Origin of the sequence: Bradyrhizobium jicamae, assembly GCF_018130215.1 — a bacterium.
In the GTDB taxonomy this organism is placed as follows: domain Bacteria; phylum Pseudomonadota; class Alphaproteobacteria; order Rhizobiales; family Xanthobacteraceae; genus Bradyrhizobium; species Bradyrhizobium jicamae_A.
Genome location: NZ_JAFCKQ010000032.1, coordinates 21,657 through 39,285 on the forward strand (window position 1 = coordinate 21,657; position 17,629 = coordinate 39,285).

20 protein-coding genes are annotated in these 17,629 nt (G+C 65.6%); 9 read left to right on the forward strand and 11 right to left on the reverse strand.

Going from position 1 to position 17,629, the window contains the following annotated elements:
* The first annotated feature begins 78 nt into the window (after positions 1–78).
* On the forward strand, positions 79–1,446 hold the full coding sequence (locus tag JQ586_RS27415; protein ID WP_212397749.1) for an LLM class flavin-dependent oxidoreductase: 1,368 nt from the start codon (positions 79–81) through the stop codon (positions 1,444–1,446).
* A gap of 24 nt (positions 1,447–1,470) precedes the next feature.
* Here the strand turns inward: JQ586_RS27415 and JQ586_RS27420 are convergent, their stop codons facing one another.
* From JQ586_RS27420 to JQ586_RS27430, 3 genes are all read right to left on the reverse strand, one after another.
* The gene (locus tag JQ586_RS27420) at positions 1,471–3,135 is read right to left on the reverse strand and encodes a thiamine pyrophosphate-binding protein (protein WP_212397750.1); all 1,665 of its coding nucleotides are present in this window, start codon (positions 3,133–3,135) and stop codon (positions 1,471–1,473) included.
* Positions 3,136–3,360: 225 nt separating this feature from the next.
* Positions 3,361–3,876 carry a GFA family protein gene (locus JQ586_RS27425; protein ID WP_249164257.1) on the reverse strand — a complete coding sequence of 172 codons (516 nt, stop codon included), beginning with the start codon at positions 3,874–3,876 and terminating at the stop codon, positions 3,361–3,363.
* A 221-nt stretch (positions 3,877–4,097) separates the two neighbouring features.
* Positions 4,098–5,225: an alkene reductase gene (locus JQ586_RS27430; RefSeq protein WP_212397751.1), complete on the reverse strand. Its 1,128-nt coding sequence runs from the start codon at positions 5,223–5,225 to the stop codon at positions 4,098–4,100.
* 103 nt (positions 5,226–5,328) lie between these two features.
* Here JQ586_RS27430 and JQ586_RS27435 point away from each other — a divergent pair, with 103 nt between their 5' ends.
* From JQ586_RS27435 to JQ586_RS41620, 3 genes are all read left to right on the forward strand, one after another.
* The gene (locus tag JQ586_RS27435) at positions 5,329–5,712 is read left to right on the forward strand and encodes a winged helix-turn-helix domain-containing protein (protein ID WP_212397752.1); all 384 of its coding nucleotides are present in this window, start codon (positions 5,329–5,331) and stop codon (positions 5,710–5,712) included.
* Between the two features lie 257 nt (positions 5,713–5,969).
* The gene (locus JQ586_RS27440) at positions 5,970–6,821 is read left to right on the forward strand and encodes an SDR family NAD(P)-dependent oxidoreductase (RefSeq protein ID WP_212397753.1); all 852 of its coding nucleotides are present in this window, start codon (positions 5,970–5,972) and stop codon (positions 6,819–6,821) included.
* Positions 6,822–7,059: 238 nt separating this feature from the next.
* On the forward strand, positions 7,060–7,182 hold the full coding sequence (locus tag JQ586_RS41620; protein WP_212397754.1) for a polyhydroxyalkanoate synthesis regulator DNA-binding domain-containing protein: 123 nt from the start codon (positions 7,060–7,062) through the stop codon (positions 7,180–7,182).
* Between the two features lie 178 nt (positions 7,183–7,360).
* Here the strand turns inward: JQ586_RS41620 and JQ586_RS27450 are convergent, their stop codons facing one another.
* Positions 7,361–7,741 carry a hypothetical protein gene (locus JQ586_RS27450; RefSeq protein ID WP_212397755.1) on the reverse strand — a complete coding sequence of 127 codons (381 nt, stop codon included), beginning with the start codon at positions 7,739–7,741 and terminating at the stop codon, positions 7,361–7,363.
* Between the two features lie 188 nt (positions 7,742–7,929).
* Between JQ586_RS27450 and JQ586_RS27455 the strand changes: the two genes are divergently transcribed.
* Positions 7,930–9,339: an aldehyde dehydrogenase family protein gene (locus JQ586_RS27455; protein WP_212397756.1), complete on the forward strand. Its 1,410-nt coding sequence runs from the start codon at positions 7,930–7,932 to the stop codon at positions 9,337–9,339.
* A gap of 70 nt (positions 9,340–9,409) precedes the next feature.
* Positions 9,410–9,970 (forward strand): DUF2478 domain-containing protein, encoded by a 561-nt coding sequence (locus JQ586_RS27460; protein ID WP_212397757.1) that lies wholly within the window; start codon positions 9,410–9,412, stop codon positions 9,968–9,970.
* Between the two features lie 12 nt (positions 9,971–9,982).
* Here JQ586_RS27460 and JQ586_RS27465 read toward each other — a convergent pair whose 3' ends face one another.
* The 5 genes from JQ586_RS27465 to JQ586_RS27485 all read right to left on the reverse strand — a co-directional run bounded on the left by JQ586_RS27465 (position 9,983) and on the right by JQ586_RS27485 (position 13,785).
* Positions 9,983–10,189: a hypothetical protein gene (locus JQ586_RS27465; protein WP_212397758.1), complete on the reverse strand. Its 207-nt coding sequence runs from the start codon at positions 10,187–10,189 to the stop codon at positions 9,983–9,985.
* Between the two features lie 139 nt (positions 10,190–10,328).
* Positions 10,329–11,528 carry a hypothetical protein gene (locus JQ586_RS27470; protein WP_212397759.1) on the reverse strand — a complete coding sequence of 400 codons (1,200 nt, stop codon included), beginning with the start codon at positions 11,526–11,528 and terminating at the stop codon, positions 10,329–10,331.
* The gene (locus JQ586_RS27475) at positions 11,525–12,589 is read right to left on the reverse strand and encodes a hypothetical protein (RefSeq protein ID WP_249148221.1); all 1,065 of its coding nucleotides are present in this window, start codon (positions 12,587–12,589) and stop codon (positions 11,525–11,527) included. The genes JQ586_RS27470 and JQ586_RS27475 overlap by 4 nt, the downstream gene beginning before the upstream one ends.
* Before the next feature lie 172 nt (positions 12,590–12,761).
* Positions 12,762–13,037, reverse strand: coding sequence for a YiaA/YiaB family inner membrane protein (locus tag JQ586_RS27480; protein WP_212397760.1), 276 nt, complete (start codon positions 13,035–13,037; stop codon positions 12,762–12,764).
* Between the two features lie 52 nt (positions 13,038–13,089).
* Positions 13,090–13,785, reverse strand: coding sequence for a PspA/IM30 family protein (locus JQ586_RS27485; protein ID WP_212397761.1), 696 nt, complete (start codon positions 13,783–13,785; stop codon positions 13,090–13,092).
* Between the two features lie 112 nt (positions 13,786–13,897).
* Between JQ586_RS27485 and JQ586_RS27490 the strand changes: the two genes are divergently transcribed.
* Both JQ586_RS27490 and JQ586_RS27495 read left to right on the forward strand, forming a co-directional pair.
* Positions 13,898–14,506: a TetR/AcrR family transcriptional regulator gene (locus JQ586_RS27490; RefSeq protein ID WP_212397762.1), complete on the forward strand. Its 609-nt coding sequence runs from the start codon at positions 13,898–13,900 to the stop codon at positions 14,504–14,506.
* A gap of 36 nt (positions 14,507–14,542) precedes the next feature.
* Complete coding sequence (locus JQ586_RS27495) at positions 14,543–15,001, forward strand: GNAT family N-acetyltransferase (protein ID WP_212397763.1); 459 nt, start codon at positions 14,543–14,545, stop codon at positions 14,999–15,001.
* A gap of 21 nt (positions 15,002–15,022) precedes the next feature.
* Here JQ586_RS27495 and JQ586_RS27500 read toward each other — a convergent pair whose 3' ends face one another.
* The gene (locus JQ586_RS27500) at positions 15,023–15,394 is read right to left on the reverse strand and encodes a cupin domain-containing protein (protein ID WP_212397764.1); all 372 of its coding nucleotides are present in this window, start codon (positions 15,392–15,394) and stop codon (positions 15,023–15,025) included.
* Between the two features lie 196 nt (positions 15,395–15,590).
* On the opposite strand from JQ586_RS27500, the gene JQ586_RS27505 reads away from it, so the two are divergent.
* Complete coding sequence (locus JQ586_RS27505) at positions 15,591–15,983, forward strand: Ig-like domain-containing protein (protein ID WP_249148223.1); 393 nt, start codon at positions 15,591–15,593, stop codon at positions 15,981–15,983.
* Positions 15,984–16,011: 28 nt separating this feature from the next.
* Here JQ586_RS27505 and JQ586_RS27510 read toward each other — a convergent pair whose 3' ends face one another.
* Entirely contained in the window at positions 16,012–17,547 is a 1,536-nt protein-coding gene (locus JQ586_RS27510; protein ID WP_212397765.1) for a tannase/feruloyl esterase family alpha/beta hydrolase, read from the reverse strand.
* Positions 17,548–17,629 lie beyond the last annotated feature (82 nt).

Here is a 17,629-nt window from a genome sequence, read left to right on the forward strand (position 1 = left end):
GCCAAATGCGTGAAGTCGCAACAATTTCGCGGTGGAAAGCCCGGCGTCCGATCGGGCAGCAGCGCCCAGGTTTCGACAATGACAAAACAGATCCGGCTCAACGCCTTTGCCATGAACTGCGTGGCGCATCAGTCGCCGGGGCTATGGACCCATCCGCGCGACCGCACCAGGGACTACAACAAGCTGTCCTACTGGATCGACCTGGCGAAGACGCTGGAGCGCGGTCGGTTCGACGGCCTGTTCCTCGCCGACGTGCTCGGCGTCTACGACGTCTATGCCAACGGTCCGGATGCGGCGCTGCGCAATGCGGCGCAGACCCCGGCCAACGAGCCGTTGATGCTGATCCCGGCGATGGCGGCGGTGACCGAGAATCTCGGCTTCGGCGTCACCAGCAACCTCTCGTTCGAGCCGCCCTACCCGTTCGCGCGGCGCATGTCGACGCTCGACCACCTGACCGGCGGTCGGGTCGGCTGGAACGTGGTGACCGGCTATCTCGATTCCGCGGCCCGCGGCGCCGGCAAGGACAAGCAGACCGCGCACGACGATCGCTACGAGATCGCCGACGAATATATGGAGCTGGTCTACAAGCTCTGGGAGGGCAGCTGGGAGGATGATGCCGCGATCCGCGACGTCGCGCGCGGCATCTTCACCGATCCTTCGAAGGTCCATCCCGTGCATCACGAGGGCAACAACTACCGGCTCAACGCCATCCATCTCTCGGAGCCGTCGCCGCAGCGCACGCCGGTGCTGTACCAGGCCGGCACCTCGCCGCGCGGCCGGCAATTCGCCGCCGAGCATGCCGAATGCGTGTTCATGTCGGGACCGTCGTCGAAGGTGATCGCGCCGCGCGTCTCCGCGATCCGCGAGCTTGCCGCCGGGAAGGGCCGCAACCCCGCCGAGATCCTGATGTTCTCGATGATGTGCATCGTCGTCGCGCCGACCGAGGCAGAGGCCAGGTCGAAGTATGCCGAGTATCGCAGCCATATCAGCCACGAGGGTGCGCTGGCGCTGATGTCGGGCTGGACCGGCGTCGACTTCTCGACCTATGCGCTCGACCAGGAGGTGCGCCACGTGCAGAACGACGCCGGCCGCTCCGCGATGGACAACGTCACCCGCGCGGACCCCAACAGGGTCTGGACAGTGCGCGAGGTCGCCGAGCATGTCGGCATCGGCGGCGCGGGTCCCGTCGTGGTCGGCTCGCCCGCGCAGGTCGCCGACAAGATCGAGCAATGGTTCGAGGAAACCGGTGTCGACGGCCTCAACGTCGCGTTCGCGATCTCGCCCGGCGATTTCGAGGATATCGCCGACATGCTGGTGCCGGAGCTGACCAGGCGCGGCCGCTACAAGAACGAGTATGCAACGGGGACGTTGCGCGAGAAGCTGTTCGGCGCGGGACGTGCGCGGCTCGACGGCACGCATCCGGCGAGCCGGTATCGGATGAAGTGAACTGCGGCGGAATGACGGAATCTCTCAATTCACCGCATTGCTCACCATCACCTCGATCAGCTTCGCGCCGGGCCGGCTGAATGCCGATGTCATCACGCTCTTCAACTCCTGCGGATCGCTGACCTTGATCGCCTCGAGTCCGAGCGAGCGCGCCACGCCGGTGAAGTCGACCGGCGGGTCGATGAAGTCCATGCCGACATAATTGTCATCACCGTGGAAGGCGAGCAGGCGTTGCTTGATGATGCGGTAGCCACCATTGTTGACGATGACGAAGGTCAACGGCAGCTTGTGATTGGCCGCTGTCCACAGCGACTGGATCGAATACATCGACGAGCCGTCGCCGGAATAGCAGACCACCGGGCGGGTCGGATTGGCGAGACTGACGCCGACGGCGGCCGGCAGGCCCCAGCCGATGCCGCCGGAGGCGAGCGCATGATAGCCGTAGCGGTCGCGATGCGGCCGCAAGCCGATGATCTGGCGCGACGAGGTCAGGCCCTCATCGACCAGGATCGCATTGTCGGGCATCGCCTCGACGACTTGCAGCGCAAGCCAGTCCGGATCGATCGGCGAAGCGTGGCTCGCTTTCGAGATCTGCTCGACCAGCGCCCTGCGCTTCGCCGCCCAGTTCTTCGGCGCGAGCGCCGCAAGCCCCTGCCTTGCGCGCGCTTCAAGCGCGACTCCGCCCGCGGCCTTCAGCGCCGGCACAAGCGCGCGCAGCGTTTCTTTCACGTCGGCCTTCACGGCGATCTCGGCGCCATAGTTCCTGGCGAGGTCGTTGTCGACCAGGCCGACCTGCACGATCGACAAGCCATCCGGCAGCGGATCGACCTCGCTAAAGACGGACATCCGCAACGGATCGCCGCCGAGCGCGATCAGGAGGTCGTAGGGCGCAAGCACGTCGCGCGCGACCTTTTGCAGCCGCGCGATCGCGCCTATGAAGCACGGGCTTTCCGAGAGGAAATGCGCGCCGTAGGGCGTCGATGATTGCCAGGCCGGGCAACCCAGCGTCTCCGCGAGGTCGGCCGCCTCGCGCAGCGCGTCGCTCTTGACGATCTCGTCGCCGACGACGATCACCGGCCGCTCGGCTTTCAGGATACGCGTGGCAAGTCGCTCCAGAGCATCTTCCGACGGCCTCACGCGCGTATCGATGCGGGTGGAGCGGCCGAGCTCGATGCCGGCCTCCGAATTGAGGATATCGCCGGGCAGCGAGATGAACACCGGCCCGGTCGGCGGCGTGGTCGCAATCTTGGCGGCGCGGCGCACGATCCGCGGCAGGTCTTCGAGCCGCGTGACTTCAACGGCCCACTTCACCAGGGGCGTCGCCATCTGCACCAGCGGCCCATAGAGCACGGGCTCGGTCAGGCCGTGGCCCTGCTCCTGCTGGCCGGCGGTGAGGATCAGCGGCGTGCCGGTGAAGCTTGCGTTGTAGAGCGAGCCCATCGCGTTCCCAAGGCCCGGCGCGACGTGGACGTTGCAGGCGACCAGCTTGCCGGAGGCACGGCTGAAGCCGTCCGCCATCGCGACGACGAGACTCTCCTGCATCGCCATCACATAGGTGAGGTCGGGATGATCCTTGAGCGCGTGCATGATCGGCAGTTCCGTGGTGCCGGGATTGCCGAACAGATGAGTGACGCCTTCGTCCTTCAGCAGCGCCAGGAATGCCGAGCGGCCGGTAATGCGGTTCTTCATGTCTCCTCCGAACCCCGCCGGAACGTTGGCCGGCGGGATCGAAGGAGATGACCAAACTTGTGCGGCGGGAGCAATCGAGCGGGCGGTCATGGCCGCATTCCGCAGGCGCGCGCCTCATGCGCGAGGATCTCGCGCAGCCCCTGTAACATCTTCGCGAGACGATCCTTGCGGGATTGAACCGGCGTAATACGCCGGACGCGCCGCCGGCTGCTCGCCTCCAGCGAATTAGAACATCCCCTCGCGCTCGGCGCGCTTCTTCTTTTTCGAGCGCTGCCAGACCACGCCGGGATAGCCCTTCAACGGCACCAGCGGCTCGCCGGTATAGGCCCATTCCTGCAGCTCCTCGATCGCGATGTGATAGAGAGGCTGGCGCCCGGTGCGGCCGGAGAACAGGGCACGGGGGATGTTGACCATGTGCGGCGAGCGGGCGCGTTCATAGACGATCGGCGTGCCGCAATTGGCGCAGAAGCTGCGCGCGGTCTTGGTCGCCGCATCCTCATAGCGCGACAGTTCGCCTTCGCCCTGCGTGATGCGGAAACGCTTGCGCCAGCTTCCGACATAGGTGGCATAGGCCGCGCCATGCGCGCGGCGGCTCGCCACGGTGTGATCGTGCCAGGCCCAGCGCGCCGGCACGTCGATCTCGAAGCGCACCTTGCCGCAGAGGCATTGCCCTGCCGCCGGCTTGGCAAGCGCGACGGGTTTCGGCTTCCTGGTCGTCTCGAACTCGTCGTCCGGAAACATCGGGGGGCGCTCCATGTGCGCATCGTCATTGCAAGGAGCGAAGCGACGAAGCAATCCATCTCTCCGCTCGTGGAAATATGGATTGCTTCGCTGCGCTCGCAATAACGCGAGGGAGAGTCCTTGTAGCCCGGATGCAGCGCAGCGAAATCCGGGACGGTTGATCCGCGGATGCGGGTCCCCGGATTGCGCTGCGCTGCATCCGGGCGACGAAGACTACACGTCTAGGCCTCCGCCATCTCGTCGTGCCCGGGATAATCCGTATACCCCTTCTCCTCCCCGCCGTAGAAGGTGGCGCGGTTGTACGGCGTCAGCGGATAGCCGCGCTGCAGGCGGCGCGGCAGGTCCGGGTTGGAGATGAAGTAGCGGCCGAAGGCGATCGCATCGGCATGGCCCTCGGCGATCGCGCTCTGCGCGCTCTCGCCGACGAAGTTGCCCGCCGATATCAGGACGCCGCTCCACATCGAGCGGTACAGCACCATCGCAGACGGTACGTTCTTCCAATCGACGTCTGCGCGCCCGGTACCGGAGGCGCGCGGCTCGATGAAGTGCAGATAGGCGAGCCCGAGCCTGTCCAGCGACTTGATGGCGTGGCTGTAGAGCGGCATCGGATCGGCCTCTCCGCTGCCATTGGCGATGCCGTAGGGCGACAGTCGCACGCCGACGCGGTTGGCGCCCCAGACGTCGATCGCGGCCTGCGTCACCTCCATCAGGAAGCGCACCCGGTTCTCGATCGACCCGCCATATTGATCGGCGCGCACATTGCTGCACGATTGCAGGAATTGCTCGACCAGATAGCCATTGGCGCCGTGGATCTCGACGCCGTCGAAGCCGGCGGCCAGCGCGTTCTTCGCCGCCTGGCGGTAGGCCTCGACCATCAGCGGGACTTCGCCGGTCTCGAGCGCGCGTGGCGTCTCGTACTCAACCACCTTGCCGTCCGCCGTCATCGCCCTGAACTCGGGCGCGATCGCCACTGCCGACGGCGCCACCGGCAGTGCGCCGCTGGGCTGGAACGAGGAATGCGAGACGCGGCCGACGTGCCAGATCTGCAGGAAGATGAAGCCGCCCTTGGCGTGTACGGCATCGACCACCTCGCGCCAGCCCGCGATCTGGGTCTCGGTGTAGATGCCGGGAACGCCGGGATTGCCGAAGCCGGTCGCGACCACGGGCGAGGCTTCGGCAATGATCAGGCCGCCCGGCGTGGCACGCTGTGCGTAGTATTCGGCGTTCAGCGGCCTCGGCGCGAGGCTCGGCCGCGACGCCCGCATCCGCGTCAGCGGCGCCATCACGACGCGGTGCTTGAGCTCATATGGACCGATCTTCAGCGGATCGAACAGCGACGGAGGATTCATGCCTGCCCCGGATTTTTCTTGGTGATTTCCCGTTATCCAACGGGTTCATCTTGTTCGCAAAACCTTGTAGTGGCAATCTGTTGAACAGACTAGCAGGCTTGCCATGTCGAAATCGGGCACCACATTGCTCCCCTCCCTGAGCGTCCGCATCGACCTCGATGCCGAGGACCGGATCGGGCCGGGCAAGATCCAGCTCCTCGAGCAGATCAAGGAATGCGGCTCGATCTCGGCCGCCGGCCGCGCCATGGACATGAGCTACAAGCGCGCCTGGGACCTCGTCGACGAGATCAACCGCATCTGCCGGCAAGCCGCCGTGGAGCGCCAGACCGGCGGCAAGAACGGCGGCGGTGCGGTGCTGACCCCGTTCGGCCTCTCGCTGGTGGCGCGCTACCGGAAGATCGAGCGCGATGCGGCGAGCGCCGTACGCAAGGATCTCGAGGCGCTGCGCAGCGACATCGGCAAGCCGAAGAGGGCTGCGGGGCGGTAAGACGAGAAGCGGCTCGGGCCGTCGTTTCCGATCTCCTTGCCGCGAGCATCCCTGCGATTCTCCCTCGCCCCGCTCTTGCGGGGAGAGGGTAGGGGTGAGGGGCTCTCTCCGCCAGGCAACGCAAAAGGTGAGCCCTGTACCCCCCTCACCCGGATTGCTGCGCAATCCGACCTCTCCCCCCAAGCGGGGCGAGGTGAAGAGAAGCACCCTGTGCTAGCCTGGATGTTGTCAGCCACATCTGTGTCCGGAGAGTTCCGATGCCCCATCCTGCGATGTCATCAAATCATGCTGCCGTGATCACCGGCGGCGCGTCCGGGATCGGGCTTGCCGCCGCGATCCGCCTTGCCAGGGCCGGCATGAAAGTGTGCATCGCCGATCTCGGCGATGACAGGCTGAAGGACGCCGCGACAAAACTGTCATCCGCGGCACCCGGTGGCGCCGATGACATCATGGCCGAGGCTGTCGATGTCAGCCGAGCGGATGAGGTCGCGCGCCTCGAGGCCGCGGTCGCAAAACGGTTCGGCGGCACCGACATCCTGATGAACAATGCGGGGATCCAGCCCGGCAGCGCGATGTTCGGGCCACAAGACAACTGGCAGCGCATCCTCGCCGTCAATCTGTGGGGCGTGATCAACGGCACGCAGGCCTTCGTGCCCAACATGATCAGGCGCGGCCGGCCGGGGCTGGTCATCAACACCGGCTCCAAGCAGGGCATCACCACGCCGCCGGGCGATCCGGCCTACAACGTCTCCAAGGCCGGCGTGAAGGCGTTCACCGAGGCGCTGCAGCACGAGCTGCGCAACACCGCGGGCTGCAAGATCGCGGCGCATCTGTTGATCCCCGGCTTCGTGTTCACCGGCCTCACCGCGCGCGGCCGCACCGAGAAGCCGGCCGGCGCCTGGACCGCGGAGCAGACCGTCGACTTCATGATCGAACGCCTCGATGCCGGCGATTTCTACATCCTGTGCCCCGACAACGATGTGCCGCGCGCGCTCGACGAGCGCCGCATCCTGTGGGCCGCCGGCGACATCGTCGAGAACCGCCCGCCGCTGTCGCGCTGGCATAAGGATTTCGGCGATGCGTTTGCCGCGTTCGTGAAGGGGAAGTGAAATCTCGATGCCCTCGTCATTCCGGGGCAGCCCGAAGGGCTGAGCCCGGAATCAATTGCGCCAGGAAGCCTGCGGCCCGATGGATCCCGGGCTCGCGCTGCGCGCGCCCTCAGGTGCGCAATTGCGCACCGGGGAATGACGATGGATGAATTTGCCCTGGATATCACCGCGTCCGGATTAGTACGGCGCTTACGGACGGGAGCTGCATCAACTGCGCCAATACATGGAAGGGCGAACCATGCCCAGGCTGATCAAACGCTATGCTCGGAGCCGCCTTTATGACACGCAAGCTGCCCGGTACGTGACACTGGCCGATCTTCAAGAATGGCAAACACGTCGCGTTCTCTGTGATCGACGTTGAAACGGGCCAAGATGTAACCCGCGTTCTTCTTGCTTGGACCGCATCAGTTGGCCATCTCTTCCTTTCGATATCGCATGTTGGCCCATCGCGACATATTGCGATGCCGCGCGAGCTTGGCCGCTATAGAAGCAAAGCGGACATAGTCACCGATGACGCAGCCGGTTTATAGGTACAAGGCCTAATTCGCGCGCACGCGCACCTGCGCTTCGGGCTGCGCCACCAGCGCTTCACCCAGCTCGCTCTGCTGCGCGCGCGGGATCGAGAAGCAGACGCTGAAGCCGTCTGATGTCTTGAGCGTCATCACGCCCTGGGTCGGATCGGTCGATTGCTCGATCACCCAGGAATCCAGCGGATAGGCGTAGCGCAGACTCTGGTCGCCGAAACGGGCCTGGAGTGCCTTGCTGATCAGCCCGGGCAGGGTCATGACCAGCGCGCCGACCTGGTTGACCGACAGGCGGATCGTCGCGGGCTCGCCCCTGCCATCCACGAACCCCAGCGAGATGGCGCAGCCGTCGGGCGCGACCTCGCACGTGGTGAGCTCCTGGGTCTCGATCTCCATATCGGCACTCCCGGCCATTTTCGTTATATTCGTAACGATATATCGTTCCTTTGTCCGCCGTCCAGCCGTTATTGCAGGCCCGCGGGCGAGGTCCTCCGCAAGCCCGTGGCGGGGCCTTGTCATGCGTGATATACGACTGAATATAGCGAAGCCCGTGGAAGGGCCCGCGACCAGGGAGAGCAAAGCCAATGAGTGATTACAGTCTTCTCATCGACGGCAAGATGGTACCCGGCGACATGACCATGCCGGTCCTCAATCCGGCGACCGAAGAGGTGGTGGCGCAGTGCCCACGCGCCTCCAGGGAGCAGCTCGACAGGGCTGTCGCCGCAGCGAAGGCCGCCTATCCGGCATGGGCCGCAACCCCGATGGAAGAGCGCCGCAAGCTCGTGACCAGGATGGCCGAGGCGATCGAAGCAAATGCAAGCGAGCTCGCCCACATCCTGACCAGCGAACAGGGCAAGCCGCTCGCCGACGCCACCGGCGAAGTGCTGGGCATGGCGGGCTTCTTCCGCTACCTCGGCTCGCTGGAGCTGCCGATGCGCGTGATCGAGAATTCCGGCGATCGCAAGGTCGAGGCCTATCGCCGCCCGCTCGGCGTGGTCGGCGCCATCATTCCCTGGAACTATCCGCTGCTGATCCTGGCATTCAAGCTGCCGTCGGCGCTGCTCGCCGGCAACACGCTGGTGGTGAAGCCGGCCCCGACCACGCCGCTGGCGTCGCTGCGCTTTGCCGAGTTGGTCAAGGACATCCTGCCGAAGGGCGTGCTCAACTTCATCACTGATGCCAACGACCTCGGCGATCACATGACCAAGCATCCTGACATCCGCAAGATCTCGTTCACGGGTTCGACCGCGACCGGCCAGAAGGTGATGGCGAGCGCCTCGCAGACGCTGAAGCGGATCACGCTGGAGCTCGGCGGCAACGATGCCGGCATCGTGCTCGACGACGTCGATCCGAAGAAGGTCGCCCCCGGCATCTTCGAGGGCGCGTTCCAGAACTCCGGCCAGGTCTGCCTCGCCATCAAGCGGCTCTATGTGCACGAATCCGTCTATGACGAGATCTGCAACGAGCTGGTCGCGATCGCCAAGAACACGGTGGTCGACGATGGCTCCAAGCAGGGGACGAAGCTCGGGCCGCTGCAGAACAAGATGCAGTACGAGAAGGTGAAGGCGTTCCTCGAGGACGCGCGCAAGAACGGCAACGTGATCGCGGGCGGCTCGGCAATGGATCGTCCCGGCTATTTCATCGAGCCGACCATCGTGCGCGACATCAAGGAAGGCTCCAGGCTGGTCGACGAGGAGCAGTTCGGTCCGGTGCTGCCTGTCATCAAGTACTCCGACAAGGATGACGTGATCCGCCGGGCGAACGCGACGACCTATGGTCTCGGCGCATCGGTGTGGTCATCCGACATCAACCGCGCGCACGAAGTGGCGACCAGGATCGAGGCCGGCACGGTGTGGATCAACAAGCATCTCGACATGGCCCCGAACATCCCGTTCGGCGGCGCCAAGCAGTCGGGCATCGGCACCGAATTCGCCGAGGAAGGCCTCGCCGAGTTCACCCAGCTCCAGATCATCAACGGCCCGCCGGCCGCCTGATCCCGACAAATCACGGCCGCGGCGCAGAGGTGCCGCGGCCGATCTCTCCCCGCAGCAAGTGAGACGCTTCATGTTCGATGCTCAATCCGATCTCGCCGCCCTCGTCTATGACGACCAGGACGACCCGGATGCTGTGCTGCATGAATTCGCGGGCGAATTGAATGCGCAGGGGTATCGCGCGGTCGGCATGGTCCAGGCCGGCCAGTGCGCCGATTCCAGCCTGTCGGCCGTGCTGATCCATAGCGGCGAGACACTGTTGCTGGCGCAGCCGCCGAGCCCGGGTGCCACCGGCTGCAAGCTCGACCTCGCGCGGCTCCAGGACGCAGGCGCCCGGGTCGCCGGGGCGCTCGAGGCTGGCGCCGATATCCTGATCGTCAACCGGTTCGGCAAACGCGAACGCGACGGCAAGGGCCTTGGCTATCTGATCGAGCGCGCGCTCGGTGCCGACATTCCCGTGGTCATCGCGGTGTCGCGCCACAGTTTTGCCGACTGGATCAAGTTCGCCGGCGGCATGAGCGTGAAGCTCGCCTGCGAACGATCGGCGCTGCAGGGATGGTGGCGCAGCGTCTCGCTGCGTACCACGACCCGGGTCGCCTCGGATCACGTCACCGTGTGCGAGGCTTTCAAGTAGGCATCCGAACCCTCAGAGCGTTTCCTGCTTGTGGCCGCATTGCTTGCAGGCGAATTTGACGCGGGCCTGGCCCTTTTCCGCCTGCACCCGGTTCGGCGCGCCGCATTTGCCGCAGACGGCCTCGATCCGGGTCATGCCCTGCTTGATGGTGAGGTTCCGCTTTTCCATCGTCTCGCGGATCAGGCGCTCGGCCTCCTCGCGCATCGACTGCTTTGACATGCTGCTTACCGGTCTTTTGTTTGAGCATGATCTTTTCGGAAAACCGGTGTCCACTTTTCCGGATCATGCGTTAGCTCGCGGGCGCGGTCATAGCACGCCCGTATGAAGCTTCAACAGCGGATATGGCCGTTGTCGAATGTCATTTGACCTCGGGGGTCAGCGCCAGCAGCCGCCGCACCAGCGCCAGCGCGGTCTCGGTGGCGGGATCGGCCGCGGTCACCGGCACCGCCAGCACGATCAGGTCGAGCGGATCGGGCGCCAGCACGATGACATGGGTGGCGCTGTCGGCCGACATCAGCGAGATCACGCGCTCGGCAGCGGGGTCGGTCGGCGAAAGCCCCCACGGCGCATCGGAGCGCCGCAGCACACGCCTGGCAGAGAGGAAATCGCGCAGCAGCGGCGGATCGTAGGGACCTAGCTCGCTCTCGCGGTAGCGCCGGGCGCTTTCGAAGATCGGGTGCCGCGCCAGCTCGGCAATCAGCTGATCTCGTGTCGCTGCCGGCGATGCGGCGATCGAATTGAGCACGCCCGGCTCCTGCGCTTCGAACAGCGCGCGCAGCGCGTCCGTCATCAGGCCGATGGTGAGCACGCCCGCGATCGCGACCGCGACGAAGCGGACGATCTGCGCCGCATCGGCGTCGGGCGCCATGAAGGCGGCGGCAAAGCCGAGCAGCCCGGAGCTGATCAACCGCAGCGCCATCATCGCAAGGCCGTGACGGCGGGTTTCGGCGCCGCCGCCCGCGATCAGCATCACGGTCACGGTAAGCAGCGCGCCGAGTGCGCCGAGGCGCACCGGGATATCCGGGAACAGGGTGCGGAAATCGGTCAGGATGAACGGGATCACCACGAGCGCGCCGACCGCCAGCCGCCCGATGCTGCGGTTCTCCGAGGCCATCAGCGCCGAGCGGTCGCGCGCCGCGAGCAGAGCAGCGCAGGTGGCAAAGCCCAGGAGCTGGAACAGCGCCAGCGTGACGGCATAGGGCATCGCGAAGCGTTGCAGCCCGAACGTACCGCCGAGGCCGAGCAAAATGCCGCCGCCGAGGGCTGCCATCTTCACGGCGCGCGGCGCATGACGGCGCAAGATCCCCTCGGTGACGACGAGGGCGCCGAGCGGTATCAGCGCGGCTGGAATCACCGAGAGGCGGTCGAGCACGAAGCTGCCGGTCCACCACGCCACGCCGCGGTCGAGGAACAGGATCGCGATCACCCCGAGCGCGAACAGCAGGCGGCGGCTCAACGGGCTGTTCGGATCGCGGCGGTAGAACGTCATCATCGCCACCGCAAGACCGATGGCGCCGCAGAGATTGACGATGGAATCGGCGATCGCCCCTGAGGTCATCTGTCGCCCGTCACACGGTCGATGGCGCGGCGACGCGGCCGCAGCGTCCCGAACGCGCGACTGTCGTCCAGCCAGTAGACCACCGGCAATACCAGCCGCTGCAATGCCAGCAGCGCGGACGCCGCCAGCAGCGCCGGAAGCGAGCCGTGCGGCACTTCGCTGAGCAGATAACGGCGCGCGCCGGCGAGATCGATGCGGCCGAGCTGCAACACGTCGTCGCCTCTGACGTAATCGAGCTCGCGCGCGCAGAAATCGTTGTAGATCTCGCTGCGGTGCTTCGGCGCGACCTCGAACGTCTTCTTGAGCGCGTCGGAGCCGCCGGTATAGGCATTGGTGATGACCGAGCGCGCCTCGTCGAAGCCGGCCTCCGCGCCGATCCCGAACACGGAGCGGTGCCGCGCCATGATGCCGCGGGCGAGCTGCAGATGCGCGAAGCTCTGCCGCGCGCCCGGCAGCGGCGAGGGGTACACGTCGGAAAAAGTGTCGCAGACCATGCCGACGACCGACGGCACCTGGGTCACGTTCGAGATCCATTTCGGCCGCAAGCCGTCGCGGGCGAACAGCACCAGCGCGGTCAGGCCGTAGAGCACCCAGGACAGCCCCTGCCCGCGCACATCGGGATCGACCATCACGAGGCCGAGATGGGTGACCTCGACAGGCTCGCCGTCGAGCGGCACGTCCATCACCGACAGCGCATTGAAGGCGATCGGCCGCCCGCTCTCCTCCTCGGAGATCAGCGTGACGATGGCGTGCGACAGCCGTTCCGGCTCGCCGGAGAAGATGCCGTAGGTCAGGCTCTCCTGCGGCAGCGTCTTCGCCGCCACGATGCGCAGTTGCGCGACCAGCGCGTCGAGCTCCGCCTGCGGCAACGACAGGCCAGGCGACTCGACGATCCGCGTACGCTGGCCAGCCTCCGTGCGCAAGGAGAGATCGATGGTCGACTGCGACAGCGCCTTGAGCCAGAAGCCGGCATGGCTGCGCAAGGCGTCAAAGGCCGCCCGCGTCTTCGCAAGCCCCCTGTCGCCGCGCGCCGGGCGCGTGCCGTTGTCCGTGGACGCCATCTGTCCTGCCCGTTTGTCGGGGCGATGTCTGCGCTTCCGCCCGTTAAGGGGCGATGAGCGCGAGGTGACGCAGTTCGTCGCAGGGTAAACGAGCCCTTCAGGAAACGGAACAAGTTGGTCCGAGCACGACGCGGCGGGTGATCGCCACCCGCCGCTTCGCTTCCCTTCCGGCTCAGGCCGCCTTGGACACTTCCATCAGCAGGCGCTCGGCCTTGGCGTCCTCGATGCGGTTCACGAGCCTGCCACTCTCGTGGTTGTCGCGCACCGTCTTGGTCAGCGTGACGCAGGTCTGGATCAACATCACGACGCCCATGGTGAGATAGCCCTTCATCCAGAGATCGATCGGCAGCCAGAACACGCCGATGGCGACGAGGAAGGCGGAAGCCGCGAAGGACGCGTAGGTGAAGGTGACCCAGGCGCCGCTGTGAGGTTGGATGGTCTGGTTCATGATATTCTCCTTGATGATACGAGGTGGTTTGTGGTTGACGGGGTCTTGGCAACTAGGCGGCCGGCGGGCGCTTGGCTTTCAGCCGCGCCAGCACGTCGTCGGCGGTCGATTTCATGCGCGGGCCGAAGCCCTGCTCGGCGAGCTTCTCGGCAATTGTGAGCGGACCCGACGCGGCGTCGATCTCGAACAGCGCCTCGTCGGCGGCCTGGGCTTCCATCTGCCGCTCGCGCAGCCGCTTCAGCGTCGCCTCCGCTTCCGGCAGCGTCGACTCGTAGGGCCGCTCCGCCTCGATGCCGCTCCGGCGCAGCGACCGCACCGCTTCCGACGCACGCGCCAGCCGGCGGCCGCGATCGAGCTCGGAGATCCGCGCTTCCGCATTGGCAACGTGGCGCTTCAGCCGCGTGATCTCCGCGGCGAACAGCGTGCGCGCGGTCATCGCCGCATCGCGCTCGGCCTCAAGGTTGGCGATCGCCTGCGCCGCTTCGCGGGCGAGATCCTCCCGGCCGCCCTCGAGCGCTGCCGTGGCGCGCACCTCCAGATCGGCGATCCGGGCGTGGGTCGCCTCGAGCCGCCGGCCCTCCTGCTGGTCGCCGGCGATGGCAAGCGCCAGCGTCCGCTTCGAGCGGTCCACGGCGGCGGCCGCGTCGCGCATCTGCTGATCGAGGATGACCAGCGCCGTCCGGTCCTCCAGTTGTTCTTCCGCCGCGGCCACGGTGCCGCGGAAAAGCGTGAAAACAGTTTTGAACATTTGGCCGCTCCCTGCTATGAGCATCGCTCATGAATCCTTTGTACCACATAATGAGCATCGCTCAAGCTTTATTTGAGCAACGCTCATAATTGTGATTAACGACAGGTGAATGATGTCCAAGGCATTGGAACGACGTGCAAAACTGCGCGAAGCGCTAGTCGAGGCGGCGGAACGGGCGATCTCCGCAAAGGGCCTCGGCGGCCTGAAGACGCGCGACCTGGCCCAGGAAATCGGCATCGCCAATGGCGGTGTCTACAATCTGGTAGAGGATGTCGACGAACTGATCCTGCGCGTCGGCTCGCGCACGCTGGCACGCCTGGATGCGTCGCTGTCGCTGGCCGAGATCAGTGGTTCGACCAACCCGCGCGACATGCTGGTGCGGATCGCGGTCGCTTATTGCGAGTTCGCGGCCGAGAACCTCGAACTGTGGCGCGCGCTGTTCGAGCACCGCATGCAGCCCGGCAAGCCTGTGCCGGAATGGGCTGTTGCGGAGCAGATGGAATTGTTCCGCCACATCTACAAGCCGCTCACCGCGCTGTTCCCGCAGCGCTCGGCCGCGCAGCTCGGCGTCACCGCTCGCAGCCTGTTCTCCGCCGTGCACGGCATGGTAACGCTCGGGCTGGAGCAGAAGCTGATCGCCGTTCCACTCGATGCGCTGCGCGTCGAGATTGCGACGCTGACGCGCGCGATGATCGACGGGCTGACGGCGAAGAAGGAGTAGGCATCCGCCCTGCCCCCGTCTCGTGGAGACCTCTCAATGACGCAGCTGACGTTCCGTCGCGCCCAAGCAGCCGATCTTCCGGCGATCATCGCGCTTCTGGCAAATGATGTCCTGGGGCAGCAGCGGGAGGACGCCAGCTCCCCGCCGCATCAGCGATATACAACGGCGTTCGAGGCGATCCTTGCCGATCCCAACCAGCTGCAGATCGTCGCGACCTTGAACGACGAGGTGATCGGCAGCCTTCAACTCACCTTCATCCCGGGGCTCGCGCGCCAAGGCGCCTGGCGCGGGCAGATCGAGGCGGTCAGGATCGCGGCTGACCACCGCGGATCAGGTGTCGGGCAGCAGATGTTCGAGTGGGCGATCGCGCAATGCCGCGCGCGCGGCTGCGATCTCGTCCAGCTCACTACCGACAAGAGCCGCGCGGATGCCCATCGATTCTATGCAAGGCTGGGTTTCGTCGATAGCCATATCGGCTACAAGATGGCGCTCTGACATGAGGATGCCGGAGCGTGCTCACGGCTCCATCGTGTAGGCGCGCCCGGGTTCGAGCGCATAGATGGTCAGAAAGCGGAGCGGGCGTTCCGGATCACAATTGCGAAACAGGGTGTGAGGCAGATCGGCCCGATCCTGCAAGGTCTCGCCGGCCCGATATTGCCGTGGGGCATCGCTGCCATAGGCGGACTCGGCAACGCCCTCGACGATGAAGATGATGCCGCCAACCGGATGCCGGTGCAGCGGCGCCACGCCACCGGGCGGATAGGTCACCTCGGCCACCACGAGTTCCCTGTGGTCATCAGGCAGTGCAAGACGTTCCAGCGTCTTGCGCGTGACGCCCGAGAACCCGGCCTGCCGGGCGCTTGCTTGTCCGCCGATACCTTCACCCATTGGATACCTCTTCTTCATATTCTTCATTGGGTCACTGCAGCGCGATCGGACCGCGCGAGAAGACTATGGGGACGCCCTGTCGAAGCAGCAAGGTGACCTTGCGCCGGCCTTCCAATTCGTCTCTGCTGAAGCCCTTGCCTCCCGTGCGCCCGCGTTGCAAAACCTTGGCGTGGGGTGTCTCCTGGGTGAATCCTGCATGAGAACGCTAGACTTTGCTTCGCTGCTGGCGAAGACCGCCGCTTTGGTGCTGCTTGTGGTTACAGTTTCAGACCTCGTGCCGGCGCGCGCCGCGTCCGACTGCTCGAGGTCGGTCACGCTGGCGAACTGGGGCGAGAATCCGACGGGCGACATCGACGTCAAGGCCGGGGACACCTGCACTTTTCCGATCGAGATTCGCGGCACGGTGACCGACTCGGCCATCTCGCAAAAACCCGCGCACGGCAAGCTGAAGAAGGTCAACGCGTCGACGTTCGAATACACGCCGAAGGCAAAATACAAGGGAAGCGACACGTTCGCCATCAAGGCCACCGGCCAGGGGCCGACGGTATCAGGCACATCGGTCATCACGGTGCACGCGACGATCAAGTAGTCGTTCCGGTCGCCTGCGTCCTTGCATGCTACTCGCAGCGATAATTCGCGGCATCCTTGATATCGCCCGTCCCCGCGAAGGTCGCCTTCCTCGGATACGGACAGAGCGGCCGCGTCCAGAGCACCTTGCCTTCCTTGTCTGTCTTGGTCGCAACAAGCGTGTCGGGCGCGACGCCGTCCTCGACCCATTTCTCCAGCGCGCTGACCGGATCGAAGCCGGCTTCCGTGATCCCCGGCCCCGCCTGACCGGGGATCCCGCAATGATCCATGCCGGGGATCATGAAGAGACGGAACGTATCGGCGATGTTGCCGCCGGCCGCCTTCTCCGCCGCGGCGTAATAATCGAGCGTGTTCTGCGGCGTGACGATCGGATCGGCGAGGCCGTGATACATCAGGAGCTTGCCGCCACGGGCCTTGAAGCGTGAGAGGTCCGGATTCATGGCGTTGTAGATCGCGGCCATATGCGCAAGCCGCGGCGGATCCTTGTCGAAATCGAAATCGGCGGCCTTGTAGCGCTCGCCGGGATCGTCCTGGAACGCCATGTAGCGCAGGAAATCGAGACCGAACCCGTAGATCAGCTTTCCGCCGGCAGGGTCGAGGCCTGTGAGCCAGACCGGCCAATACGGCTCCGACCCCTTCGGCAGGCCGCCTGGATACACCTGCTCGCCCTTCGAATTCTTCGCGCCACCGTACCATTTCTCGACGACCCTGGCCTCGGCTTCGCTCAGGCAGTCGGAATTCTGGCCGGGCTTGCAGATCAGGCTTGCGGGCTCGAACTTGCAGGCCGCGGGATCGGTGACGAGTCCCGTGGCATCGCCGCATTGTTTTGCCACGGCGTCGCGGATCAGCGGGACCTTGGACTTGCTCAGGATGTCCTTGCCGTCGGGACCGGTATTGGCCTGCACCAGCCAGGCGAAGTGCGTGGCGACCAGGCCCGTGTAATCGAGCGCGGGCGCGCCGCTGATGATGCCGTCGAAATCATCCGGGAAGCGCTGCGCCTCGAGTGCCGCCATGCGTCCGCCGGTCGAGCAGCCGATGAAGTAGGATTTCTTCTGCGGATCGCCGTAATACGCGCGAATGATCGCTTTCGTCACCTTCGCGGTCTCGGTGACCGCGCGGCTCCCCCAGTCGATCTCGGCGAGCCGGTTGTTGTAGGCCCAGCGCCCGTCGAGCACCGATGTGCCCCAATGGCCTGAGTCCATGGTCGATGCCGCATAGTTGCGCCGCAAGCCGAAGTTCATCGAATTGGTGAAGCCAGCCCGGTCGCTGTCAAGCGTGCCGCAGAAGCCGCCACAGCCGGTCATGTAGAACTTGCCGTTCCATCCCTCGACCGGCAGGCGGATTTCGAAGTTGATCGCCGGCCGCACATAGCCGAGCACGCGGCAATGCGCGGGAAGGTCGGCAGTCGCCTCGACCCTGGTCGACGACAGCAGATTGACGTTGTCGATCTTCAACCCCGCGAGCTGCTCGCAGGCAAGCGGCGTTCCGGCTTGGGCAGATCGAGAAAGCAGCATCGGCGTGGTGACGGCCAAGCATAGTCCGACGGCGACGACTTGCTTCCTCATGGCCCGATTCCTCCCGTGTCCTGTCTTCTTCAGGAGCCCGCTTGAGCCTCGCCACAGAATGGCGCGAGACCGTTGTGCCCGC

Coding starts and splice junctions, on each gene's coding strand:
- JQ586_RS27495 (WP_212397763.1), top strand. CDS start 14,543: ATGACGCAGCTGACGTTCCGTCGCGCCCAAGCAGCCGATCTTCCGGCG.
- JQ586_RS27470 (WP_212397759.1), bottom strand. CDS start 11,528: ATGACCTCAGGGGCGATCGCCGATTCCATCGTCAATCTCTGCGGCGCC.
- JQ586_RS41620 (WP_212397754.1), top strand. CDS start 7,060: ATGCCCAGGCTGATCAAACGCTATGCTCGGAGCCGCCTTTATGACACG.
- JQ586_RS27475 (WP_249148221.1), bottom strand. CDS start 12,589: ATGGCGTCCACGGACAACGGCACGCGCCCGGCGCGCGGCGACAGGGGG.
- JQ586_RS27485 (WP_212397761.1), bottom strand. CDS start 13,785: ATGTTCAAAACTGTTTTCACGCTTTTCCGCGGCACCGTGGCCGCGGCG.
- JQ586_RS27425 (WP_249164257.1), bottom strand. CDS start 3,876: ATGTTTCCGGACGACGAGTTCGAGACGACCAGGAAGCCGAAACCCGTC.
- JQ586_RS27440 (WP_212397753.1), top strand. CDS start 5,970: ATGCCCCATCCTGCGATGTCATCAAATCATGCTGCCGTGATCACCGGC.
- JQ586_RS27420 (WP_212397750.1), bottom strand. CDS start 3,135: ATGAAGAACCGCATTACCGGCCGCTCGGCATTCCTGGCGCTGCTGAAG.
- JQ586_RS27480 (WP_212397760.1), bottom strand. CDS start 13,037: ATGAACCAGACCATCCAACCTCACAGCGGCGCCTGGGTCACCTTCACC.
- JQ586_RS27505 (WP_249148223.1), top strand. CDS start 15,591: ATGAGAACGCTAGACTTTGCTTCGCTGCTGGCGAAGACCGCCGCTTTG.
- JQ586_RS27435 (WP_212397752.1), top strand. CDS start 5,329: ATGTCGAAATCGGGCACCACATTGCTCCCCTCCCTGAGCGTCCGCATC.
- JQ586_RS27450 (WP_212397755.1), bottom strand. CDS start 7,741: ATGGAGATCGAGACCCAGGAGCTCACCACGTGCGAGGTCGCGCCCGAC.
- JQ586_RS27490 (WP_212397762.1), top strand. CDS start 13,898: ATGTCCAAGGCATTGGAACGACGTGCAAAACTGCGCGAAGCGCTAGTC.
- JQ586_RS27415 (WP_212397749.1), top strand. CDS start 79: ATGACAAAACAGATCCGGCTCAACGCCTTTGCCATGAACTGCGTGGCG.
- JQ586_RS27500 (WP_212397764.1), bottom strand. CDS start 15,394: ATGGGTGAAGGTATCGGCGGACAAGCAAGCGCCCGGCAGGCCGGGTTC.
- JQ586_RS27460 (WP_212397757.1), top strand. CDS start 9,410: ATGTTCGATGCTCAATCCGATCTCGCCGCCCTCGTCTATGACGACCAG.
- JQ586_RS27430 (WP_212397751.1), bottom strand. CDS start 5,225: ATGAATCCTCCGTCGCTGTTCGATCCGCTGAAGATCGGTCCATATGAG.
- JQ586_RS27465 (WP_212397758.1), bottom strand. CDS start 10,189: ATGTCAAAGCAGTCGATGCGCGAGGAGGCCGAGCGCCTGATCCGCGAG.
- JQ586_RS27455 (WP_212397756.1), top strand. CDS start 7,930: ATGAGTGATTACAGTCTTCTCATCGACGGCAAGATGGTACCCGGCGAC.
- JQ586_RS27510 (WP_212397765.1), bottom strand. CDS start 17,547: ATGAGGAAGCAAGTCGTCGCCGTCGGACTATGCTTGGCCGTCACCACG.